Below are 19,674 nucleotides of genomic sequence, written 5' to 3'. Positions count from 1 at the left end.
AGCCGATCATGGACGTCGTGCATTGATCCCGTCTAATCTAAACAGGCATTCGATTGATACCTGGATTAGATCAATGTTCGAACTCACCCAACTGCGCTGCTTTACCACGGTCGCCACCGAACTCAACTTCCGCCGCGCCGCCGAGCGTCTGAACATGACGCAGCCGCCGCTGAGTCGGCAGATCCAGTTGCTGGAGCATCACCTTGGCGTCGAGCTGTTCACCCGCAGCACACGCAGCGTTGCGCTGACGTCGGCAGGCCGGGCATTTTTCGTTGAAGCGCAGAATCTGCTGGAGCGCGCCCAGCAAGCAGCGATCACCGCACGCCGGTTTGCCGAGGGCGATATTGGTTCGGTAAACATCGCGTTTGTCGGCAGCGCGGTGTATGAGTTTCTGCCCAAGGTGATCGCCGAAGCGCGACTTAAACAGCCCCAGGTGAAAATCGATCTGGCAGAGATGAACACCTATCAACAGCACGAGGCGTTGCGAGCTCGCCGTATCGACCTGGGCATCGCACGGGCGCCATTGCAGGAACCGGGCTATGCCACCGAATGCCTGGTGCGCGAACCATTTGTGCTTGCAGTGCCCAGCGGGCACAAGTTGGCAAACGCGACTGAAGTGTCTGTCGCCGATCTGGATAAACAACCGTTCCTGATGTACTCCCATGAAGCCTATCCGCCGTTCAACGAACTGTTGACCGGCACGCTACGCTCAGCGCGGGTGGCGCCGGATTACGTGCAGTGGCTGGGCTCGTCGCTGACGATTCTGGCGCTGGTCAACGCTGGCATGGGTCTGGCGCTGGTACCGCGTTGCGCTACCAGCGTGGTGTTCAGGAATGTGGTGTTTCGCGAGATCGATCTGGGCGAAGGGGTGCAAAGCGAACTGCATCTGATCTGGCGGGAGAACAATGACAACCCGGCGTTCGCGATGTTGCTGGAGGCGATTCGCCGGGCGGTGGTGCAGGGTTGGGGCTGAAGAAGTTTATCGTCTAGACCGTGGTTTCAGAGGCGGCGGCGCACTGGGTCCCTTGATCAAGGGCACGTCGAGCATTTTTCCGTCCGGCCCGACAAAGAGTCGCTCTAAATGCTTTGGCATGGGTTGTGGTGCTCTGGCAGTTGGCATGTTGATCCCTCTGATACTGGGCTGAACTCGACCCATTTGACTTTCGCGGAATCTATCAACAAAAACTCCGCGCCAATAGATGCAGGTTGGCCATCATCCGTGAGCCAACGCGGATATTTCATGACAAACTGACCATTTGATGATTCCCGTGGCCACTCGACCGGCCAGCCAAATACGCGCCTTTCGTCGCTTAAATGCAGGGTTATAAAGCGCTCATGTTGGGCAAAGGCGCAGAACCATTCACTGGGGAAAGAAGATTGTTTCGTGACGTTTCGCTTACGTAACCAGCCGTGCAATTTGTCACTCGTTGCCAGGTAACAGGCAAACAATCCCAGCATCAGCGAAAACATAAATGCCCAGAGCGTTTGCGCCCGATCATCCCAGTTTCCTAATGAAAAACCCTTCGAGCCAATCCACAAACAGAGGTTGCCCACCGCCAACACCGCGCCCTGAATCACAAATGTGAATATCAGCGCCTGCACGATCTGGCCGAACGTATCCGGTCGCTTGAATGCCGTAAGTGAATAGAAGATCCAGGTCGATAGAAAACCTGGGATTAGATACTGCAACAGCGGAATGATGTCCTTGACCAGATCATCCATGATCCGAGGCTCCTTTCAGTCATGCCGAACCCGTCACGGGCCGACATTCAAAGCCTAGTCAAGGATTCGGCAGCGCCTCGCGGGCAACTGTCACAGCTCATTGCGAGCGTTTGGCTGGAGTCTCCATCCGATGAAAAAAGGCAGACATCGAACTTCGGTGTCTGCCTTTTTTGAGATCCGGGCGCCCGGTTACAGGCAATCACGCACCGATTGGCGCAGCGATCCGGACTTGGCCCACGGCGGCCCCTGGTAGAGGGACACCTTGCTACCGTCCTTGTATTTGACGATATCGAGAATCTCATCCGCCGTGATAATGCTCGGCGCGGTAATCCGGTAGCCGTTGGAAATCGACGTCTGCGAGGTCCTGGCAACATCCTTCTGCCACAACGGTAACAAACACGCAGCATATTCCTTGGGTGGCTTGTCACTGGCCTTGCTGAGGTTTGGCTCGCCCGGCACCAGCGACGCCGGTAACGAGCACCCCGTCAACAGAGCAAGTGCCAGACTGCCGATCCATACGCGCATGTTGTTTACCTGTGCGGAAAAAAGCTGAATGTACCGTTTAACCGCTTGCACATCCATCGTGGCAACCCGCCGTTACCGGCGTTTGGACAATTTTTCACATCGGTTCAGCCGGGCGTCAGATGACTTGGCCGCATCCGGGAAAATGCGACTACTCTTTTCTACCGAGAACGTTCAGGAGGTGATCATGCGGCTCAATGAATACGAACACGAACTTCAACGGGATTTGCAAAGCGTGGCGTCGGACCTGAGATGGTCGGCGGTCGATCTCAAGCGCATCGCTGAACAACTGCGTAAATCCGGCAACGAGGCAGACGCCCAGACCGTGTTGCGGTCGTGCGAAATCCTGCAAAGCGACGAAGAGAGATTGCAGATCTATGCCAAGGAGGTAAAAGCCCGGACCATCAGCCGAATCAAGGTGCACTGACAAGCGTTCCAAAGCCACAAATAAGAAGCCCCGGTCGAAACCGGGGCTCTTTCGTTATAACGCATCAACTGACGTTCTGGCTTTGCACCCGTTTGGGGCGTTGCTTGTAACCAGGAAGCGCCGCCGCATAGGCCATCGCTTCCTCCCTGCTGGTGAATGACGCCAACCGGTCGCCCTGAGTGCATACCCGCCACGGGCCGTTGTTCACACTGAGCACATCGTAACCATTCATGTGCAGCTTGTTCAGCATTGGAATGCTCATAAGCACCTCCCTTTTGCCAACGGTGTTTTCGGTGTACAGGCCCACCTTACACCCGGTACCTGCTTCGTTGTAAACCCGAACTCACCCTGCATTCGTCAATCCACTGGCACTTTTTGCTGGGCAAGTAGCTCCCAATCAACGGGGAACCTTTAAATCTGCTTGCGGCTCGAATATTGCAGTTTAATTACATTTTTATGACAAGCATCAGCAGGGCATTCATGAAAGTACGCGCTACCGTCATTTGCGAACAGGATCGGCATATCCTCCTGGTGCGCAAACCCCGCCATCACTGGTCGCTGCCCGGAGGCAAGATCGAGCCCGGGGAAACCCGCGCGGCGGCTGCCGTTCGCGAGCTGGAAGAAGAAACCGGGCTGAATGCCGAGGACGTCCTGTATCTGATGGATCTGCAGGCGGGCAGTACGCGACATCACGTTTATGAGGCGTCGGTGGTCAACCTCGACGAGGTGCGCCCGCAGAATGAAATCGTCGATTGCATCTGGTATCCGCTAGATGCCCTGCACAATCTTGAAACCAACGACGCGACACGGCGCATCGTGCAGGCCTTTCAACGGCGTTTATAACGATCAGCCGGCGAACGCCCGGCGACCGGCGCTGATTTCCGTGCGCAACTCACCGATGAAATTGGAAATATCGCGAATCGTCACCAGATGTTCGGGAGAAACGCCGTCGAGCAACAACTCGACACGCCCACTGCCCGGCTCATACACCTTGATCCGCAACAGACCTTGTCCGGTCGGTGTGCAATCACACTTGAACGTGGGGAAGCCTGACTCGACGATCCGGCAAATATCGGCAATGGCAAGCATGGACGGGCGCCTCGCAGGCGGAGAATCGATCCATCGAGCATAGACCCACGGTCTGTTGATTGCCCGCTCGGGAATGCCAAGCCGATCACAACTCACTCACGTCATTCAATGCGCGTCGTGATCCCAGATCCAGTTCCACATACCGGGCAGATTCACCGGCTCAGCGCTTTGCTGAACCGTACGCGCCAACGCGGCTTTTTCCAGTGCGGCCTGATCGTCGTAGAACGGCTCGTCCGCCAGTCTGACCCCGGTCGCCGCCGCGCTATCGAGCAGAATCTGCAGATATTCGCGAGTGTGGCGCGCGGTGTAGCGATTGAGATCATGGAACGTCACCACGACCGGAATCACGCCATCCACGGTCGGCAATTGACCCACGGCGATGCGCTCGCGCACTTCCGATAACTGCCGCAGCATGTTCGCCCGACGCCGAGGGCTGGCGTTGAAGCCCCAGATCTTGCCGTCGTTGGCACTCAGGTCCGTGAGCAAGACGTGCAAGCCGTGTTTTTGATAGGCCGCAAATGTGCGCTTGTCGTAGTTCCAGAACGGTGGGCGCAACAGCTTGGGCAGCGCTCCGGTGATGGCGGCAATGTCAGCGCTGCCATCGGTCAGCGATTGCTCCAGCTCTTGCGGATCGAGTGAGCGATGGTTGGTGTGCCAGTGGGTTGCAGTGTGAAAGGCGAGAATATGCCCCTCGGCGTGTTCACGACGCATCAGGCTGCGACCGATCTCGCTGTCGCCTGCCCTGGGTGCTCGGGTCTGCGCGAAAAACACGGCTTTGATGTCTGCCTGCAGCGGATTGCTTTTGAGGCTGTCGAGCACCGTCGCCGTGGGATTCCACCATCCTGAAGCGCTGGGGCCATCGTCAAACGTCAGCAGAAAACGTACGGGGGCCTGTGCCTTCAGGCGCGTTTCGGTTTGCGTGGTCATTTCAATCGGCGCGGCGATGCAACCGGCCTGACCGAGCGCGATGAGCGCAACACAAAGAAGTTTGCATCCGGATGTCATGTCTTGCCCCGAGGCCGCGGCCGTGGTGTTGTCGAATGGCAAACCTCCCTCGCCTTTGTCCATCCCTGCGCGGCTATCCGCGAGCGCAGGTTGGATAAGGTACACAGGGTTTGGTTCCGGTGCTGGTTCCAGTGCGTCATCGGCCAGGCACGTCGGCATGTCCGACTAGACTCAAATTTCCTCAAGGAGATTTCAGCCATGTGCGGAAGACTCACGCAGTACCGTGGGATTCACGATTTCGTCGCGGTGCTCAGCATCCCCGATGCGTTGATCAATCACGTTGGCGATGCGCCGCTCAATCGCTACAACGCAGCGCCCACCACTGCGCTGGCGGTTCTGCATCAGCACGAACAGGCTATTCATGCCGACAATCTGCGCTGGGGCTGGCGGCCGCATTGGGCCAAGGATCGTGCCGCGCCCATCAACGCACGGGTGGAAAAAGTCGCCCACGGCGCGTTCTTCCGGGCGATCTGGCGGCAGCGGCTGATTGTGCCGGTCGACAACTGGTTTGAATGGGTTGATACCGGGGAAAAATCCCGCCAGCCCTGGTTGATTCGTCGGGCGGATCAGGCTCCGGTTTTCTGTGCTGGTATCGGCCAGTTTCCGGCACCGGGGGTTGCGCCGAGGGAGGACGACGGGTTCGTCATCATCACCGCTGACAGCCTGGGCGGCCTCCTCGATATTCACGATCGCCGCCCGGTGGTCTTCGATTCGACGCGGGCTCGGGAATGGCTTGATCCGGCTACGCCGCTGGAACGCGCCGAGCAGATGCTGCTGTTTGAAGGCGAGCCCAGTGATGCCTTCGAATGGTACAAAGTCGGCAAAGCGGTCGGTAATACGCGTAATCAAGGTGCGCAATTGATAGAACGAGTCGACTAAATAATTACTTCACTGCTGCGTTAATCAAGCGAGCCCGTCACTGAATCCCGCGCGTTACAAAAAGTGTTTCAACCGCGATACACCCCCGTAAAACAGCCGTTTGAGCGAATCAACCGCCTGTCAGACATTTCGACAGTCATACATACATTTCCCCGCGCTGCGGATAGCATGCGCGCCGCCTTTCCGATTGGTATACCAGTTGACCAAAGAGTCAAAGAAATCAGGAATCCATCAACAACTTTCAAGCCTTGCAGAGAAATAAGTGAGCGACGATTTTGCAATCAAACAGGTCAGCGGCCTGAAGTGTGTCCATCTGTCCAAGACAGAACGCCTGGAACTCGACTGTTTTATCGGCCATTACATCAAGACCCGAAACCTGCACAGCGTGCCCGATATCGAACGCACCCTGCGCAGCACCCTCGAGGGATATCCCGGCCATCCGCCGGTGATGGTCAATGAGCTCAATGCGTGGATCGATCGAACGTTGGGGTATCGAGCGACCTACCCGGATTTCACGCAGCTGGAAGACTTCTGAAACGCGAAGAGCCCCGCTGATGCGGGGCTCTTCGTATGCGCTGTTCAAGGTTTCAGAGGACGCTCCTGATCGCGGTCCGACAGCTCGCGGCTGTCATCATGCTTCCAGGTTTTTTCCTGCCTCTTCTGCTGCTCGATTTCTTCTTCCGTTGGCTCATCATCTTCCGCGCGCGTTTGCTCAGTTGCCATGTGCACCTCACCTCAGAACAGTTGATGATCGTTAAAGGGTAGAACACTTTTGCGCGCCCAGATTCACCAACGCATTTTGTCCCGCGCGGCGTACCATAGCGCCATCTCCCCTTACGTCAGGAAGACGCCATGCTGTACCGAATCGCCGCCGACGGGCTGGTGCTGTTTCACTTGTGTTTCATCTTGTTCGTACTGTTCGGCGGGCTGCTGGTGCTGCGCTGGCCACGGTTGATGTGGCTGCACCTGCCGGCGGCTGCCTGGGGCGTAGCGGTCGAGGTGTTGCACCTGACCTGTCCGTTGACCTACTGGGAAAACCTCATGCGCCACGCGGCCGGGCAGACCGAATACGCCGGCGGTTTCATTGAGCATTACATCTGGCCGATCATCTACCCGGCCGGTCTGACGCCGCAGATTCAACTGGCACTTGGCAGCGTGGTGCTGGCGGTCAACCTGTTGGTGTACGCACGACTGCTGCGTTCGTGGAAACTGCGCCGGGCCCGGCGCATTCCGTTTTAACGCGAGGCCGGTTTCAACGTTTCCAGCCACTGCGGATCGAAGCGTGGCTGGTCAGGATCAAGGCCCAGCGCCTGCATCCGCGCCTTGTGCTGTGCGACTTCGTCACGCAGTTGTCCATGATCGCTGGAGTTGCCGTCCAGCTCATGCATCTGCAGCAGTCCCAAGTGGTAGAAACGCAACACCTTCATCGCCGTCGGATCGTTGTTCTGCGCCGCCGCTGTTACCTGATGCATCATATTGGTGATGCTCATCAGATTGCGCTTGAGGCGCCAGCTGTACACCGCCGGGGCCATCCAGGTCTGATGCCAGAAACGTCCGCGCAACAGCGCCGCCGTCAGCAGAAACGCCACAAATACCCCGCCCACGTTGAATCGCAGATTATCCCCATCGGGCTCGCCAAATACCGCCACCGCGACAGACGAAAACAGCATGGCCAGCAGCAGAAACAGCACGGCGATGATGATCGTGCTGCGGCGGGTCTGCTGACGAAAGGTAGCGGGGTCCATCGGCTGAATCTCGAACATCGAAAATGACTTCCTTGAGTGACAAAACGCGCAACGGAAAAAACTCGCCGGCGCATTATCGCATCGCACCGGGTTTTAGCTATGCTGGGGCTCCTTTTCATCTTTTCAAAGTCCAACGGGACATGGCGGTATAGCGCAGATCGTGCCATCTTCATTCATGGATACACACTATTCGGATGCCATCCGCTGCGTTGTGGATGACATCGTTTTAAGGATCACTGCATGACCCAACGACACGTAATCAATGCCTCGGTCAGCCCGAAAGGCAGTCTGGAAACCCTTTCTCAACGTGAAGTCCAGCAACTGAGCGAAGCCGGATCCGGCAGCACTTATACCCTCTTCCGCCAGTGCGCCCTGGCCATCCTCAACACCGGCGCGCATGTCGACAATGCCAAGACCATCCTCGAAGCCTACAAGGACTTCGAAATCCGTATTCACCAACAGGATCGCGGCGTACGCCTGGAGCTGCTGAACGCTCCGGCCGACGCGTTCGTCGACGGCGAGATGATCGCCAGCACCCGCGAAATGCTCTTCAGCGCCCTGCGCGACATCGTCTACACCGAGAACGAACTCGACAGCCAGCGCATCGACCTGAGCAATTCCCAAGGCATCAGCGACTACGTGTTCCACCTGCTGCGCAACGCGCGCACCCTGCGCCCGGGCGTCGAGCCGAAGATCGTGGTGTGCTGGGGCGGCCACTCGATCAATACCGAAGAATACAAATACACCAAGAAAGTCGGCCACGAACTGGGCCTGCGCAGCCTCGACATCTGCACTGGTTGCGGCCCTGGCGTGATGAAAGGCCCGATGAAGGGCGCGACCATTGCCCATGCCAAACAACGCATTCACGGCGGTCGCTACCTCGGCCTGACCGAGCCAGGCATCATCGCCGCCGAAGCGCCGAACCCGATCGTCAATGAGCTGGTGATCCTGCCGGACATCGAAAAACGTCTGGAAGCCTTCGTCCGTGTTGGCCACGGCATCATCATTTTCCCGGGCGGCGCCGGTACGGCCGAAGAGTTCCTGTACCTGCTCGGCATCCTGATGCACCCGGACAATGAAGGTCTGCCGTTCCCGGTGATCCTCACCGGGCCGAAGCATGCCGCGCCGTATCTGGAACAGCTGGATGCGTTTGTCATCGCGACCCTCGGCGAAGAAGCCAAACAGCATTACGAGATCATCATCGATGATCCGGCCGAAGTAGCGCGGCAGATGACTCAAGGCTTGAAAGCGGTGAAGCAGTTCCGCCGCGAGCGTAACGATGCGTTTCATTTCAACTGGCTGTTGAAGATCGATGAGGGCTTCCAGCGTCCGTTCGATCCGACCCACGAAAACATGGCCAACCTGAAACTGCACCGCGACCAGCCACCGCATGAACTGGCGGCCAATCTGCGTCGGGCGTTTTCCGGGATCGTCGCCGGTAACGTCAAGGACAAGGGCATTCGTCTGATCGAAGAGCACGGGCCGTATCAGATCCGTGGCGATGCGGCGATCATGCAGCCGCTTGATGCACTGCTCAAAGCCTTCGTCGCCCAGCACCGGATGAAACTTCCGGGTGGCGCGGCGTATGTGCCTTGCTACCGGGTAGTCGCATAATCTCAAGCCGTCACAAAAGCCCAATGTGGGAGCTGGCTTGCCAGCGATAGCGGTCTTTCATTCAACAGAGACGTTGAATCAGATGACGCTTTCGCGAGCAAGCTCGCTCCCACAGGATTTATGGTGTGCCGCAAATTGTAGTAACAACCTGAATCCCATTGTGGGAGCGAGCCTGCTCGCGAAGAGGCCCAAGAAAAACACATCAGTCTCTCAGGCTATCCACCAACCGCCGAGCCAACGCTTTAGCCTGCGCAGCGACGTCCGTCACTGCCGTACTCTCCCACCACATCCCGCGCAACGGCGGGCCCATGGCAAACAGCTGACTACTCACCCGCCCTTCGGCACCCACCACTGCGCCGTCCTTTGCCGAGATCCCCAGCGCCGACGGCCCCGGCCGCACCAGCCCCCGCGCCAGCAACTGCTGTGGCAACGGTCGTGCGACTCGCCGCCAGTCGTATTCAATACCGCTGGAGTTGATCAGCGCCGCACCACTTACAGTAGATGTTTCAGCCTCACCCCGAGGACGGATGCGAATGGTCACAGCATCGCCAGCGCCGGGCTCAATGCCCTTGAATGACGCGGCGTGAATGCGCAAGCGTCCTTCCTTGTGCAGCCGTTCGATCAACTCGGCACTCAGTGGCGGCGAACGATGGTGGTGACTCTCCCACCATGGCCGTACATGCCGTACGAATTGTCGACGTTGCACGTCAGTCGCCTGACTCCACAACCGCGCGATATGCGCGCGAACCGTATCCAGCGGCGCCTGCCAGTCGATGCCTTGGGCGATTGCGTCGCGACAATGTCGGCGCAATTCGCGCACCAACTGGCGTGGCGTGCGGATGCTGTGATCTGCTGCCAGAAAATCCACCCAGGCCGGCGGTTGACGGCGCACGTGCGGCAGCAGGCCATGCCGGGAGAATACCTCGATCGGCCCACGGTGCCCGGCCTGCTCCAGCGACACCACGGCATCGACCATGGTCAGACCGGAGCCGATGATCACCACGGTGGACTGCGGGTCGAGTTCGCGCATGGCCGCCACATCCCAGGGATCAAGCGCTGCGGCGTTAAGGCCACTGGATTGCGTCTGCGGCGTGCGAGCGGCGGGAAACATGCCGGTGGCCAGCACCGCCTGCGATCCACGCAAAATCCGGCCATCGCTCAAGGTGAGCTGCATTGAGCCGGAATCGCTTTGCAGGTCGACGGCTTCAGCACAAATATGTTCAACGGTCGAACCTTGCAGCGCGCCCACCGCCCGGGCCTCAGCCAGACGCTGTTGCACATAGACCCCGAACAGGCCGCGCGGCGGAAACAGCTCACTGACCGGCACGTCCTGCTCGGCAGATTCCGGCCAGCCGCCGCCGGCAATATGCGCGGTCAGCCACTGCGTCAGATCATCAGGATTATCCGGATCGACGCTCATCCGCGCCGCGTTGCCGTTCAGCGTATGCCCCAACTCGACTGCGCTGTAAGCCTCACCACGTCCCAGTTCAGCGCGAGGCTCGATGATGAGAATCTTTCGTTGCCCCGGCAACCGGAGCAATTGCACTGCCAGCATCGTGCCGCTAAGGCCGCCGCCGATGATCAGAATGTCCGCAGGCTGCTCCATTCAGATCACCACATTACGCACGAACCGCGCAGCCACATCGCCATCGTTGCGGTAGGCATGCGGTTGATTGCTGGCGAACATGAAAAACTCTCCTTTATTGATGTGCTGCGCCTGATCGCCGAGCATCAGCGTCAGGCAACCCTCAAATACGTAGATCTGCTCGCTCCAGCCATCGGCGTCCGGTTGCGACGGATAAACCTCGCCCGGTTGCAGGCACCACTCCCATTGCTCGACTTCGCGGCTCGCGGTGGCTTTGGACAGTAGCACGGCTCTGCTGCCGGGAATCGTGCCCGCCCAGGCAACCTCATTGATCCGGCTCGGGTCGCGCGCATCGTGCGCTTGGATCAGATCACTGAACGCAACGTCGAGCGCTTCGGCGACGCGATCAAGCGTGGTCAGGCTGACATTCTTTTCGCCTGCCTCGATCGCCACCAGCATCCGTCGGCTCACCCCGGACTTTTCCGCCAGTGCGGTCTGGCTCATATCCGCCGCATGGCGCAGGCGTCGAACGTTCTGGCTGACGTGTTGCAGGACGGAGGCTCGCTGGGTCGAATCTTTGTGCACTATATTGCTCACTCGGTGGGGTTGGGCAGTATACTGCGCAACGTTGGCGGCATTGTGCGGCCTCCCTTTTAATGTGCGCAAGGTCATGATGTCGCCAAACAATTCTGCGTCCCGAATCCGCTTTTCCCGCTTCAGCAAAGCCGAGTGCGTGCTGGTGCTGATCACCATGATCTGGGGCGGCACGTTTCTGATTGTGCAACATGCCATGACGGTCAGTGGCCCGATGTTTTTTGTCGGCCTGCGCTTTGCCGCCGCGGCGGCGATCGTGGCGATGTTCTCCTGGCGTCATCTGCGCGAACTGACCTTGTTCGAAGTGAAGGCCGGGTCGTTCATCGGCGTGGCGATCATGCTCGGTTACGGCCTGCAGACGGTCGGATTGCAAAGTATTCCGAGCAGTCAGTCGGCGTTCATTACCGCGCTATATGTACCGTTTGTGCCGCTGCTGCAATGGCTGGTGCTGGGACGGCGTCCGGGGTTGATGCCAAGTATCGGGATCATGCTGGCGTTTGCCGGACTGATGTTGTTGTCCGGCCCCTCGGGGGCGGCGTTGAATTTCAGTCCCGGAGAAATCGCGACATTGATCAGCGCCGTTGCGATTGCTGCCGAGATCATTTTGATCAGCACATTCGCCGGACAGGTTGATGTGCGGCGGGTGACGGTGGTGCAACTGGCGGTGACGGCGGTGCTGTCGTTCTTGCTGGTGGTCCCGACCGGTGAAGTGATTCCGGAATTTTCCTGGTTGTTGCTGGTGACCGCTTTGGGTCTGGGCGCAGCAAGTGCGGCGATTCAGGTGGCGATGAACTGGGCGCAGAAGAGTGTTTCGCCGACTCGGGCGACGTTGATCTATGCCGGTGAACCGGTGTGGGCCGGGATTGTCGGACGGATTGCCGGAGAGCGCTTGCCGGCGATTGCACTGGTTGGGGCCGGGTTGATTGTTGCGGCGGTGATTGTCAGTGAGTTGAAGACCAAGGGTAAGGATGTGTCATCCGACGTGGATCAGGGCCAGGAAGCTGAGGTCAGTAGGGACTGAAAGTGTACGCCTGGCACAAAACCAGCCCCAGTACAAACTGCCAGGCCGGTGCGCTCACAATTCACAGTGAGGTACCGACCTGACTGCTCCAGATCAATCCGTCACTTTATACTGGCTCATTTCAGAGACAAACTGTGCGCCTCCTTGGGTCAACACGTAATACGCATTTGCCCAATCAGTGTCATCAAAGTGAAACGCCAGGACTCTGAATTCCAAGGACTTGCCCAGATGCAACTCACTGAGTTGCAGACGAGACGACCAGAGCCCTGTTTCTGTATCGGAATAGATGTCGAGAATGTCCCCGACTTTTGCCTGAGAAATAGGAGGAACCACGAACGTAGCGCCATTCTTGATTTTTGCCCGGGAAATAACAGTCCCGACTGCTTCAGAAAAGAGGGGCGGCTGCAATTGGTCTTTTTTTAGTGTACGTTTCCCTTCTGTTTGAATATGCATCTTCCAACTCTCCTTGTACCTGGTATGGCCCGCGCTCGTCCGGCTGGCCGTTCAATGCACCTCGGTGCAACTCAAGTACAACGGCATTACAAAAGACCGTCTACTGTCAGAAATTACAGGTTAAGAGCTTTTCCCGATGAACGGTCGATAACCAAACGCCGCCTTTGAGTGAGATTTCATCCTTGCAATTGGATTCTGCGGTTGTCTGGCCAAGCGGAAACAACGCCAAACACAAAATTCCAGACTACTTTGTAGGATTCTGAGACATCCTCGCGTTTGGTGATCAGGGAGCTGGCACGTATGATGCTTCACAAACTTCCGCAGATTAGAAGCCTATGTCCCTGATAGTTCTACTGCTTCTGCCGTTCATCGGCAGCTGTCTGGCAGCGGTGCTGCCGCACAATGCGCGCAATGCCGAATCGCTGCTGGCGGGTCTGGTCGCTTTGATCGGCACCGTTCAGGTCGCGATGCTGTACCCGCAAATCGCCCACGGTGGCGTGATCCGCGAAGAATTCATGTGGTTGCCCAGCCTCGGGCTGAACTTCATTTTGCGCATGGACGGCTTCGCCTGGCTGTTCTCGATGCTGGTGCTCGGCATCGGCACACTTGTCTCCTTATATGCCCGTTATTACATGTCGCCGGACGATCCGGTGCCGCGCTTTTTCGCATTTTTTCTGGCGTTCATGGGCGCCATGCTCGGGCTGGTGATCTCCGGCAACCTGATTCAGATCGTGTTCTTCTGGGAGCTGACCAGCCTCTTCTCGTTCCTGCTGATCGGCTACTGGCACCACCGCGCCGATGCGCGGCGCGGGGCTTATATGGCGCTGATGGTCACCGGTGCCGGCGGGTTATGTCTGCTGGCGGGGGTCATGATTCTCGGCCATGTCGTCGGCAGCTATGACCTGGACAAGGTCCTGGCCGCCGGCGATCTGATTCGTGCACATGCCCTCTACCCTGTTCTCTTGCCACTCATCCTGATCGGCGCGCTGAGCAAAAGCGCGCAATTCCCGTTTCACTTCTGGCTGCCCCACGCGATGGCGGCACCGACGCCCGTCTCGGCCTATCTGCACTCGGCGACCATGGTCAAGGCCGGGGTTTTCCTTTTGGCACGTCTGTGGCCGTCGCTGTCCGGCAGTGAGGAATGGTTCTACATCGTCAGCGGAGCGGGCGCCTGTACGCTATTGCTTGGCGCGTACTGCGCGATGTTCCAGAACGATCTCAAAGGTTTGCTGGCCTACTCGACCATCAGCCATCTCGGTCTGATCACTTTGCTCCTGGGCCTCAATAGTTCACTGGCCGCAGTGGCAGCAGTTTTTCACATTCTCAACCACGCGACGTTCAAAGCCTCGCTGTTCATGGCCGCCGGCATCATCGACCACGAAAGCGGCACCCGTGATATCCGCAAGCTCAGCGGTCTGATCAAACTGATTCCCTATACGGCGACGCTGGCCATGGTCGCCAGTGCCTCAATGGCCGGCGTGCCGCTGCTCAACGGTTTCCTGTCGAAAGAAATGTTCTTCGCCGAAACCGTGTTCATCAACGCCACCGCGTGGGTCGAGACCAGTCTGCCAATCGTCGCGACCATCGCCGGCATGTTCAGCGTTGCCTATTCCCTGCGTTTCACCGTCGACGTGTTCTTCGGCCCCACCGCCACTGACCTGCCACACACGCCGCACGAGCCGCCGCGCTGGATGCGCGCCCCGGTCGAGTTGCTGGTCTTCACCTGTCTGCTGGTGGGGATTTTCCCGGCGCAGATCGTCGGGCCATTACTCGCCGCTGCGGCACTGCCGGTGGTCGGTGGTGAGTTGCCGGAATACAGCCTGGCCATTTGGCACGGTTTGAACGCACCGATGATCATGAGCCTGATCGCCATGTCCGGCGGCATCATCCTCTATCTGCTGCTGCGCAAGCAGTTCAAGCTCGGCCATTTCAAGTATCCGCCGCTGGTCGGCCGCTTCAACGGCAAGCGTTTGTTCGAGCGCAGTCTGGTCGTGATGATGCGCATCGCCCGGCGCGTCGAGCGGCGCCTCGGCACCAAGCGCTTGCAGATGCAGCTGTTCCTGATGGTTTCGGCCGCCGTGCTCGCCGGTCTGATCCCGATGCTGCACAGCACGCTGACCTGGGGCGACCGGCCGAAAATACCTGGTTCCATCGTCTTCGTGACCCTGTGGCTGTTGGCGATCGCCTGTGCGCTCGGCGCCGCATGGCAGGCCAAATATCACCGTCTCGCTGCACTGACCATGGTCAGCGTCTGTGGCCTGATGACCTGCGTGACCTTCGTCTGGTTCTCCGCGCCTGATCTGGCGCTGACGCAACTGGCGGTCGAAGTGGTGACCACGGTGTTGATCCTGCTTGGTCTGCGCTGGTTGCCACGACGCATCGAAGAGGTCTCACCACTGCCAGGCAGCCTGCGCAAGGCGCGTACCCGTCGTCTGCGCGACTTGCTGCTGTCGATTGCGGTCGGTGCGGGGATGGCGCTGTTGTCCTACGCCATGCTCACCCGGCAGACGCCGAACCATATTTCCTCTTTCTACCTCAGTCGCGCCCTGCCCGAGGGCGGCGGCAGCAACGTCGTCAACGTGATGCTGGTGGACTTCCGTGGCTTCGACACCCTCGGTGAAATCACCGTGCTGGTCGCCGTGGCGCTCACCGTGTTCGCCCTGCTGCGCCGCTTCCGCCCGCCGAAGGAAAGCCTGCAGTTGCCGGCGCAGCAACGCCTGCTGGCACCGGACGTGGTCACCGATCTGGTCAACCCGCGTTCGGCCAGCGACACCGCGCTCGGCTTCATGATGGTGCCGGCAGTGCTGGTGCGCCTGCTGCTGCCTGTCGCACTGGTGGTGTCGTTCTATCTGTTCATGCGTGGGCACAATCAGCCGGGCGGCGGTTTTGTCGCCGGGCTGGTGATGTCGGTGGCCTTTATCCTGCAATACATGGTTGCCGGCACGCAGTGGGTCGAGGCGCAAATGAGCCTGCGTCCATTGCGCTGGATGGGCACCGGTCTGCTGTTCGCCACCGCCACCGGCCTCGGTGCGATGCTGGTCGGCTATCCGTTCCTCACCACTCACACCTGGCACATCAGCGTGCCGTTGCTGGGCGATATCCATATCGCCAGTGCGCTGTTCTTCGACATCGGTGTATATGCCGTAGTGGTCGGGTCGACGCTGCTGATTCTCACCGCCCTCGCCCACCAATCGGTGCGCGGCCACAAGACGGCCTCGCTGCCCAAGTCCGTCGCCAGCAAAGGAGCCGTCTGATGGAAGAAGTCATCGCAATCGCCATCGGCATTCTCGCCGCCTCCGGGGTCTGGCTGATCCTGCGCCCGCGTACCTTTCAGGTGGTCATGGGCCTGTGTCTATTGTCGTATGCGGTCAACCTGTTCATTTTCAGCATGGGCAGCCTGTTCATCGGCAAGGAGCCGGTGATCAAGGACGGCGTGACCCAGGATCTGCTGCATTACACCGACCCGCTGCCCCAGGCGCTGGTACTGACGGCGATCGTCATCAGCTTCGCCATGACCGCGCTGTTCCTCGTCGTATTGCTCGCCTCGCGCGGCTTGACCGGCACCGACCATGTCGACGGCCGGGAGCCTAAAGAATGATGGCGATGACTCACCTGATCGCCGCACCGATCCTGCTGCCGCTGCTGACCGCCGCAATCATGCTGATGCTGGGCGAAAAGCATCGGCCGCTGAAGGCGAAAATCAACCTGTTCTCCAGCCTCCTCGGCCTGTTCATTTCAGTGATGCTGCTGCAATGGACGCAGACCACCGGCGTACCCGGCTCCATCGGCGTGTACCTGCCGGGCAACTGGCAGGCACCGTTTGGCATCGTTCTGGTGGTTGATCGCCTGTCGGCACTGATGCTGGTGCTGACCGGCGTTATCGGCGTCAGCGCGTTGCTGTTTGCCATGGCCCGCTGGGACGGCGCCGGTTCAAGCTTTCACGCTCTGTTCCAGATCCAGCTGATGGGCCTGTATGGCGCGTTCCTGACGGCGGATCTGTTCAACCTGTTCGTATTCTTCGAAGTGTTGCTCGCGGCATCCTACGGTTTGTTGCTCCACGGCTCGGGCCGGGCGCGGGTGTCGTCGGGGTTGCATTACATTTCGATCAACCTGTTGGCATCGTCACTGTTTTTGATCGGCGCTGCATTGATCTACGGGGTGACCGGCACGCTGAACATGGCCGATCTGGCGATGAAAATCCCGCTGGTGCCGGAAGCCGATCGTGGTCTGCTGCACGCTGGCGCGGGGATTCTAGCGGTAGCGTTTCTGGCCAAGGCCGGGATGTGGCCGCTGAACTTCTGGCTGGTGCCGGCCTATTCCTCGGCCAGCGCGCCAGTGGCGGCGATGTTTGCGATCATGACCAAGGTCGGCGTCTACACCCTGCTGCGCCTGTGGACGCTGCTGTTTTCCGGTCAGGCCGGCGCCTCGGCATTCTTCGGCGGCGACTGGCTCATCTACGGCGGCATGGCGACCATGGCTTGCGCAGGGCTGGCGATTATCGCCGCGCAACGCCTGGAGCGCATGGCCAGCCTGAGCATTCTGGTGTCGGCGGGGATCCTGCTCTCGGCGATCGGCTTCGCCCAGCCGAACCTGATCGGCGCTGCGCTGTTCTATCTGGTCAGCTCGACCCTGGCGCTGAGCGCGCTGTTCCTCTTGGCCGAACTGATCGAGCGCTCGCGCTCGGCCAACGAAATTCCGCTGGAGGACGAAAGCGAACTGCTTCCGCGCCCGCAGGAATCGCTGCAACCGCCCAAGGGCATCAACCTCGACGACGAACAGAAAGCCGTGGTCGGTCAGGTCATCCCGTGGACCATGGCCTTTCTCGGTTTGAGCTTCATTGCCTGCGCGCTGTTGATTATCGGCATGCCACCGCTCTCCGGATTTATCGGCAAGCTCAGCCTGATCGGGGCATTGCTCAACCCGTCGGGACTTGGCACTGCGGCGCCGCTGCCTCCCGGCGCATGGGGATTGCTGGCCCTGTTGATCCTGACCGGCCTGGCCTCCCTCATGGCCTTCTCTCGCCTGGGTATCCAGCGCTTCTGGACGCCGGAGGAGCGCCCGTCACCACTGCTGCGCAAACTCGAATGCGCGCCGATTTTTCTGCTGCTCGGGCTGAGCATTGTTCTGACGTTCAAGGCTGAACCGCTGTTGCGCTACACCCAGGCTACGGCCGATGCGCTGAACAATCCGCAGCAATATGTGCTCGCAGTTCTCGGTACACGTGCGGTGCCGAGTCCGCAAGCCAGAGCTGACATGCTCGAGGTGCAGCCATGAATCGACTGTTTCCGGCTCCGTGGTTATCGCTGGCGCTGTGGGTCTTGTGGCTGACCCTGAACCTGTCCGTCAGCCCGGGCAATCTGCTGCTCGGTGCCGCGCTGGGTTTCGCCGCGCCGCTGATGATGCGCAAATTGCGGCCGAAACGTGCGCGCATTCGCAATCCGATGGCCGTGCTGCGCCTGTTTCTCCTGGTCGGTCGTGACGTGATCATGTCCAACCTGATCGTCGCCTGGGGCGTACTCAACGCCGGACGGCGCCCGCCCAACTCATGCTTTATCAAGGTGCCTCTGGATCTGCGCGATGCTCATGGTCTGGCGGCACTGGCGATGATCTGCACCGTGGTGCCCGGCACCGTATGGTCGGAGCTGGCGCTGGACCGCAGCGTTCTGTTGCTGCACGTCTGGGACCTGCACGACGAGGCGCAGTTTATCGAGCACTTCAAAAGCACCTACGAGCGACCGTTGATGGAGATTTTCGAATGAGCCCATTGCTGTCGAATGCGATTCTGCTCACGCTGTTTCTGTACTGCGTGGCGATGACGCTGACGCTGGTGCGTCTGTTCAAAGGCCCGTCAGCTCAGGATCGGGTACTGGCGCTGGATTACCTGTACATCGTCGCCATGCTGATGATGCTGACCCTGGGCATTCGCTACGCCAGTGATACCTACTTTGAAGCGGCGCTGCTGATTGCGCTGTTCGGCTTCGTCGGCTCGTTTGCCCTGGCGAAATTCCTGCTGCGTGGCGAGGTGATCGAATGAATGCCGAATTGTCTTTGTGGGTCGAGATTCCGGTGGCGGTCCTGCTGGTGCTCAGCGGCGTGTTTACCCTGCTGGGCGCAACCGGATTGCTGCGCATGAAGGATTACTTCCAGCGTATGCACCCGCCAGCGCTGGCCTCGACAATCGGTGCCTGGTGTGTGGCACTGGCGTCGATCATTTGCTTTTCAGCGCTGAAGTCCGGGCCAGTGGTGCATGCTTGGCTGATTCCGGTTCTGTTGGCGATCACCGTGCCAGTGACCACCCTGCTGCTGGCGCGGGCGGCGTTGTTCCGCAAGCGGATGGCCGGGGATGATGTGCCGGCAGAGGTGAGCAGTCGTCAGACTGAAAGTGGTAACTGATGATCATGTGGCGCCTGTGATGGCGCCATCGCTACACCAGGAATCCGCTCTCCCAAGTGGGAGCGAGCCTGCTCGCGAAGAGGCCAGTCGGGGCGTCGCCAATTCCGGATCAGCTCAAACCCAAGCCACCGCCAACAACCCCGCCCCCAGCAGCGCACACAACGGCGAATACACCCAGGTATCGAGCCGCGCGAATCGCGAATCCTTCACTTCCTTGAAAAATCCGACCAGGTTCGAATCACCGATCGCTCGGGCGAACATCAACAACGCAATTGCGCTGATCACCCATTGCAGTGCCTTGTGCTGCACCGCCGGCACGCCCCAACCCACTCGCATGCAAACCAGGGCCGCAATCACCAGCAGCGCAGCGGCGACTGCCAGCGTCAGCCAGCCTGAGGGCTTGAAGGCCGGGCGTACCGAGGCCACGAAGCCCGACACCGGCACCTGCGGCACCACCACCGCAGCCGCCCATTGCCCACCCAACGCCCAATACACGTGCATCAGGCCGATTGCTGCGAACACAGTCACCAGCCATTGAGCCAACACAAAGGTCATGGTTGAAATCCTTCAAAGGGATTTGAACAAACCATCCTAGTCGGATTTTTGCCCCTGCACGACCGGTCGG

25 protein-coding genes are annotated in these 19,674 nt (G+C 59.3%); 14 read left to right on the top strand and 11 right to left on the bottom strand.

Features of this window, described 5'->3' with window-relative positions; genetic code table 11:
• Positions 1-73 precede the first annotated feature (73 nt).
• A complete protein-coding gene (locus ACZZ0K_RS08630) occupies positions 74-973 on the top strand; it encodes a LysR family transcriptional regulator (protein ID WP_252878427.1) in 900 nt (299 codons plus the stop codon).
• Between the two features lie 104 nt (positions 974-1,077).
• On the opposite strand, the gene ACZZ0K_RS08625 is transcribed toward ACZZ0K_RS08630, so the two are convergent.
• Together ACZZ0K_RS08625 and ACZZ0K_RS08620 are read right to left on the bottom strand one after the other, a co-directional pair.
• Entirely contained in the window at positions 1,078-1,722 is a 645-nt protein-coding gene (locus ACZZ0K_RS08625; RefSeq protein WP_252878428.1) for a DUF6338 family protein, read from the bottom strand.
• Between the two features lie 189 nt (positions 1,723-1,911).
• Positions 1,912-2,247 carry a hypothetical protein gene (locus tag ACZZ0K_RS08620; protein ID WP_056789890.1) on the bottom strand — a complete coding sequence of 112 codons (336 nt, stop codon included), beginning with the start codon at positions 2,245-2,247 and terminating at the stop codon, positions 1,912-1,914.
• Positions 2,248-2,431: 184 nt separating this feature from the next.
• Between ACZZ0K_RS08620 and ACZZ0K_RS08615 the strand changes: the two genes are divergently transcribed.
• Positions 2,432-2,671 carry a hypothetical protein gene (locus ACZZ0K_RS08615; RefSeq protein ID WP_041480783.1) on the top strand — a complete coding sequence of 80 codons (240 nt, stop codon included), beginning with the start codon at positions 2,432-2,434 and terminating at the stop codon, positions 2,669-2,671.
• Between the two features lie 64 nt (positions 2,672-2,735).
• On the opposite strand, the gene ACZZ0K_RS08610 is transcribed toward ACZZ0K_RS08615, so the two are convergent.
• Positions 2,736-2,933 (bottom strand): hypothetical protein, encoded by a 198-nt coding sequence (locus tag ACZZ0K_RS08610; protein WP_056789288.1) that lies wholly within the window; start codon positions 2,931-2,933, stop codon positions 2,736-2,738.
• Between the two features lie 218 nt (positions 2,934-3,151).
• Between ACZZ0K_RS08610 and ACZZ0K_RS08605 the strand changes: the two genes are divergently transcribed.
• The gene (locus ACZZ0K_RS08605) at positions 3,152-3,514 is read left to right on the top strand and encodes an NUDIX hydrolase (RefSeq protein WP_258706830.1); all 363 of its coding nucleotides are present in this window, start codon (positions 3,152-3,154) and stop codon (positions 3,512-3,514) included.
• 3 nt (positions 3,515-3,517) lie between these two features.
• On the opposite strand, the gene ACZZ0K_RS08600 is transcribed toward ACZZ0K_RS08605, so the two are convergent.
• Both ACZZ0K_RS08600 and ACZZ0K_RS08595 read right to left on the bottom strand, forming a co-directional pair.
• Positions 3,518-3,760: a DUF1652 domain-containing protein gene (locus ACZZ0K_RS08600; RefSeq protein WP_016775073.1), complete on the bottom strand. Its 243-nt coding sequence runs from the start codon at positions 3,758-3,760 to the stop codon at positions 3,518-3,520.
• A gap of 105 nt (positions 3,761-3,865) precedes the next feature.
• The gene (locus ACZZ0K_RS08595) at positions 3,866-4,765 is read right to left on the bottom strand and encodes a polysaccharide deacetylase family protein (RefSeq protein WP_258706831.1); all 900 of its coding nucleotides are present in this window, start codon (positions 4,763-4,765) and stop codon (positions 3,866-3,868) included.
• Between the two features lie 198 nt (positions 4,766-4,963).
• On the opposite strand from ACZZ0K_RS08595, the gene ACZZ0K_RS08590 reads away from it, so the two are divergent.
• Together ACZZ0K_RS08590 and ACZZ0K_RS08585 are read left to right on the top strand one after the other, a co-directional pair.
• Positions 4,964-5,644 carry an SOS response-associated peptidase gene (locus tag ACZZ0K_RS08590; RefSeq protein ID WP_041480789.1) on the top strand — a complete coding sequence of 227 codons (681 nt, stop codon included), beginning with the start codon at positions 4,964-4,966 and terminating at the stop codon, positions 5,642-5,644.
• Positions 5,645-5,906: 262 nt separating this feature from the next.
• On the top strand, positions 5,907-6,179 hold the full coding sequence (locus ACZZ0K_RS08585) for a hypothetical protein (RefSeq protein ID WP_041480791.1): 273 nt from the start codon (positions 5,907-5,909) through the stop codon (positions 6,177-6,179).
• Positions 6,180-6,223: 44 nt separating this feature from the next.
• Here ACZZ0K_RS08585 and ACZZ0K_RS08580 read toward each other — a convergent pair whose 3' ends face one another.
• The gene (locus ACZZ0K_RS08580) at positions 6,224-6,367 is read right to left on the bottom strand and encodes a hypothetical protein (RefSeq protein WP_164488351.1); all 144 of its coding nucleotides are present in this window, start codon (positions 6,365-6,367) and stop codon (positions 6,224-6,226) included.
• 129 nt (positions 6,368-6,496) lie between these two features.
• On the opposite strand from ACZZ0K_RS08580, the gene ACZZ0K_RS08575 reads away from it, so the two are divergent.
• Positions 6,497-6,883 carry a DUF2784 domain-containing protein gene (locus ACZZ0K_RS08575; protein WP_041480792.1) on the top strand — a complete coding sequence of 129 codons (387 nt, stop codon included), beginning with the start codon at positions 6,497-6,499 and terminating at the stop codon, positions 6,881-6,883.
• Here ACZZ0K_RS08575 and ACZZ0K_RS08570 read toward each other — a convergent pair.
• Entirely contained in the window at positions 6,880-7,407 is a 528-nt protein-coding gene (locus tag ACZZ0K_RS08570; protein WP_150741034.1) for a DUF3087 domain-containing protein, read from the bottom strand. The two genes, ACZZ0K_RS08575 and ACZZ0K_RS08570, sit on opposite strands and share 4 nt — an antisense overlap.
• A 222-nt stretch (positions 7,408-7,629) precedes the next feature.
• On the opposite strand from ACZZ0K_RS08570, the gene ppnN reads away from it, so the two are divergent.
• Positions 7,630-9,003, top strand: coding sequence for a nucleotide 5'-monophosphate nucleosidase PpnN (gene ppnN / locus ACZZ0K_RS08565; protein WP_056789275.1), 1,374 nt, complete (start codon positions 7,630-7,632; stop codon positions 9,001-9,003).
• Between the two features lie 202 nt (positions 9,004-9,205).
• Here ppnN and ACZZ0K_RS08560 read toward each other — a convergent pair whose 3' ends face one another.
• Positions 9,206-10,609, bottom strand: a complete 1,404-nt coding sequence (locus tag ACZZ0K_RS08560; RefSeq protein WP_463559051.1) for an FAD/NAD(P)-binding protein — start codon at positions 10,607-10,609, stop codon at positions 9,206-9,208.
• Positions 10,610-11,173, bottom strand: a complete 564-nt coding sequence (locus tag ACZZ0K_RS08555) for a helix-turn-helix domain-containing protein (RefSeq protein ID WP_041480799.1) — start codon at positions 11,171-11,173, stop codon at positions 10,610-10,612.
• A gap of 85 nt (positions 11,174-11,258) precedes the next feature.
• On the opposite strand from ACZZ0K_RS08555, the gene ACZZ0K_RS08550 reads away from it, so the two are divergent.
• Positions 11,259-12,203, top strand: coding sequence for a DMT family transporter (locus tag ACZZ0K_RS08550; RefSeq protein ID WP_150741035.1), 945 nt, complete (start codon positions 11,259-11,261; stop codon positions 12,201-12,203).
• A 93-nt stretch (positions 12,204-12,296) separates the two neighbouring features.
• Here the strand turns inward: ACZZ0K_RS08550 and ACZZ0K_RS08545 are convergent, their stop codons facing one another.
• A complete protein-coding gene (locus tag ACZZ0K_RS08545; RefSeq protein WP_252878434.1) occupies positions 12,297-12,656 on the bottom strand; it encodes a hypothetical protein in 360 nt (119 codons plus the stop codon).
• Between the two features lie 335 nt (positions 12,657-12,991).
• Here ACZZ0K_RS08545 and ACZZ0K_RS08540 point away from each other — a divergent pair, with 335 nt between their 5' ends.
• The 6 genes from ACZZ0K_RS08540 to ACZZ0K_RS08515 are packed head-to-tail and all read left to right on the top strand — an operon-like array spanning position 12,992 to position 19,049.
• Positions 12,992-15,910, top strand: coding sequence for a monovalent cation/H+ antiporter subunit A (locus ACZZ0K_RS08540; RefSeq protein WP_258706833.1), 2,919 nt, complete (start codon positions 12,992-12,994; stop codon positions 15,908-15,910).
• Positions 15,910-16,254 carry a Na+/H+ antiporter subunit C gene (locus ACZZ0K_RS08535; RefSeq protein WP_016775082.1) on the top strand — a complete coding sequence of 115 codons (345 nt, stop codon included), beginning with the start codon at positions 15,910-15,912 and terminating at the stop codon, positions 16,252-16,254. The genes ACZZ0K_RS08540 and ACZZ0K_RS08535 overlap by 1 nt, the downstream gene beginning before the upstream one ends.
• Positions 16,251-17,930 (top strand): monovalent cation/H+ antiporter subunit D, encoded by a 1,680-nt coding sequence (locus ACZZ0K_RS08530; RefSeq protein ID WP_095180236.1) that lies wholly within the window; start codon positions 16,251-16,253, stop codon positions 17,928-17,930. Before ACZZ0K_RS08535 ends, ACZZ0K_RS08530 begins: the two co-directional genes overlap by 4 nt.
• Positions 17,927-18,415 carry a Na+/H+ antiporter subunit E gene (locus ACZZ0K_RS08525; RefSeq protein ID WP_041480806.1) on the top strand — a complete coding sequence of 163 codons (489 nt, stop codon included), beginning with the start codon at positions 17,927-17,929 and terminating at the stop codon, positions 18,413-18,415. The genes ACZZ0K_RS08530 and ACZZ0K_RS08525 overlap by 4 nt, the downstream gene beginning before the upstream one ends.
• Positions 18,412-18,690 (top strand): K+/H+ antiporter subunit F, encoded by a 279-nt coding sequence (locus tag ACZZ0K_RS08520; protein ID WP_041480807.1) that lies wholly within the window; start codon positions 18,412-18,414, stop codon positions 18,688-18,690. Before ACZZ0K_RS08525 ends, ACZZ0K_RS08520 begins: the two co-directional genes overlap by 4 nt.
• Positions 18,687-19,049: a Na+/H+ antiporter subunit G gene (locus tag ACZZ0K_RS08515; protein WP_041480808.1), complete on the top strand. Its 363-nt coding sequence runs from the start codon at positions 18,687-18,689 to the stop codon at positions 19,047-19,049. Before ACZZ0K_RS08520 ends, ACZZ0K_RS08515 begins: the two co-directional genes overlap by 4 nt.
• 114 nt (positions 19,050-19,163) lie before the next feature.
• On the opposite strand, the gene ACZZ0K_RS08510 is transcribed toward ACZZ0K_RS08515, so the two are convergent.
• Complete coding sequence (locus tag ACZZ0K_RS08510) at positions 19,164-19,604, bottom strand: DUF3995 domain-containing protein (RefSeq protein WP_252876479.1); 441 nt, start codon at positions 19,602-19,604, stop codon at positions 19,164-19,166.
• Positions 19,605-19,674: the final 70 nt, after the last annotated feature.

Source organism: Pseudomonas sp. AC255, assembly GCF_979258175.1.
Note: the sequence above shows the minus strand (reverse complement) of the source record. Positions and strands in the feature narration are given on the sequence as shown.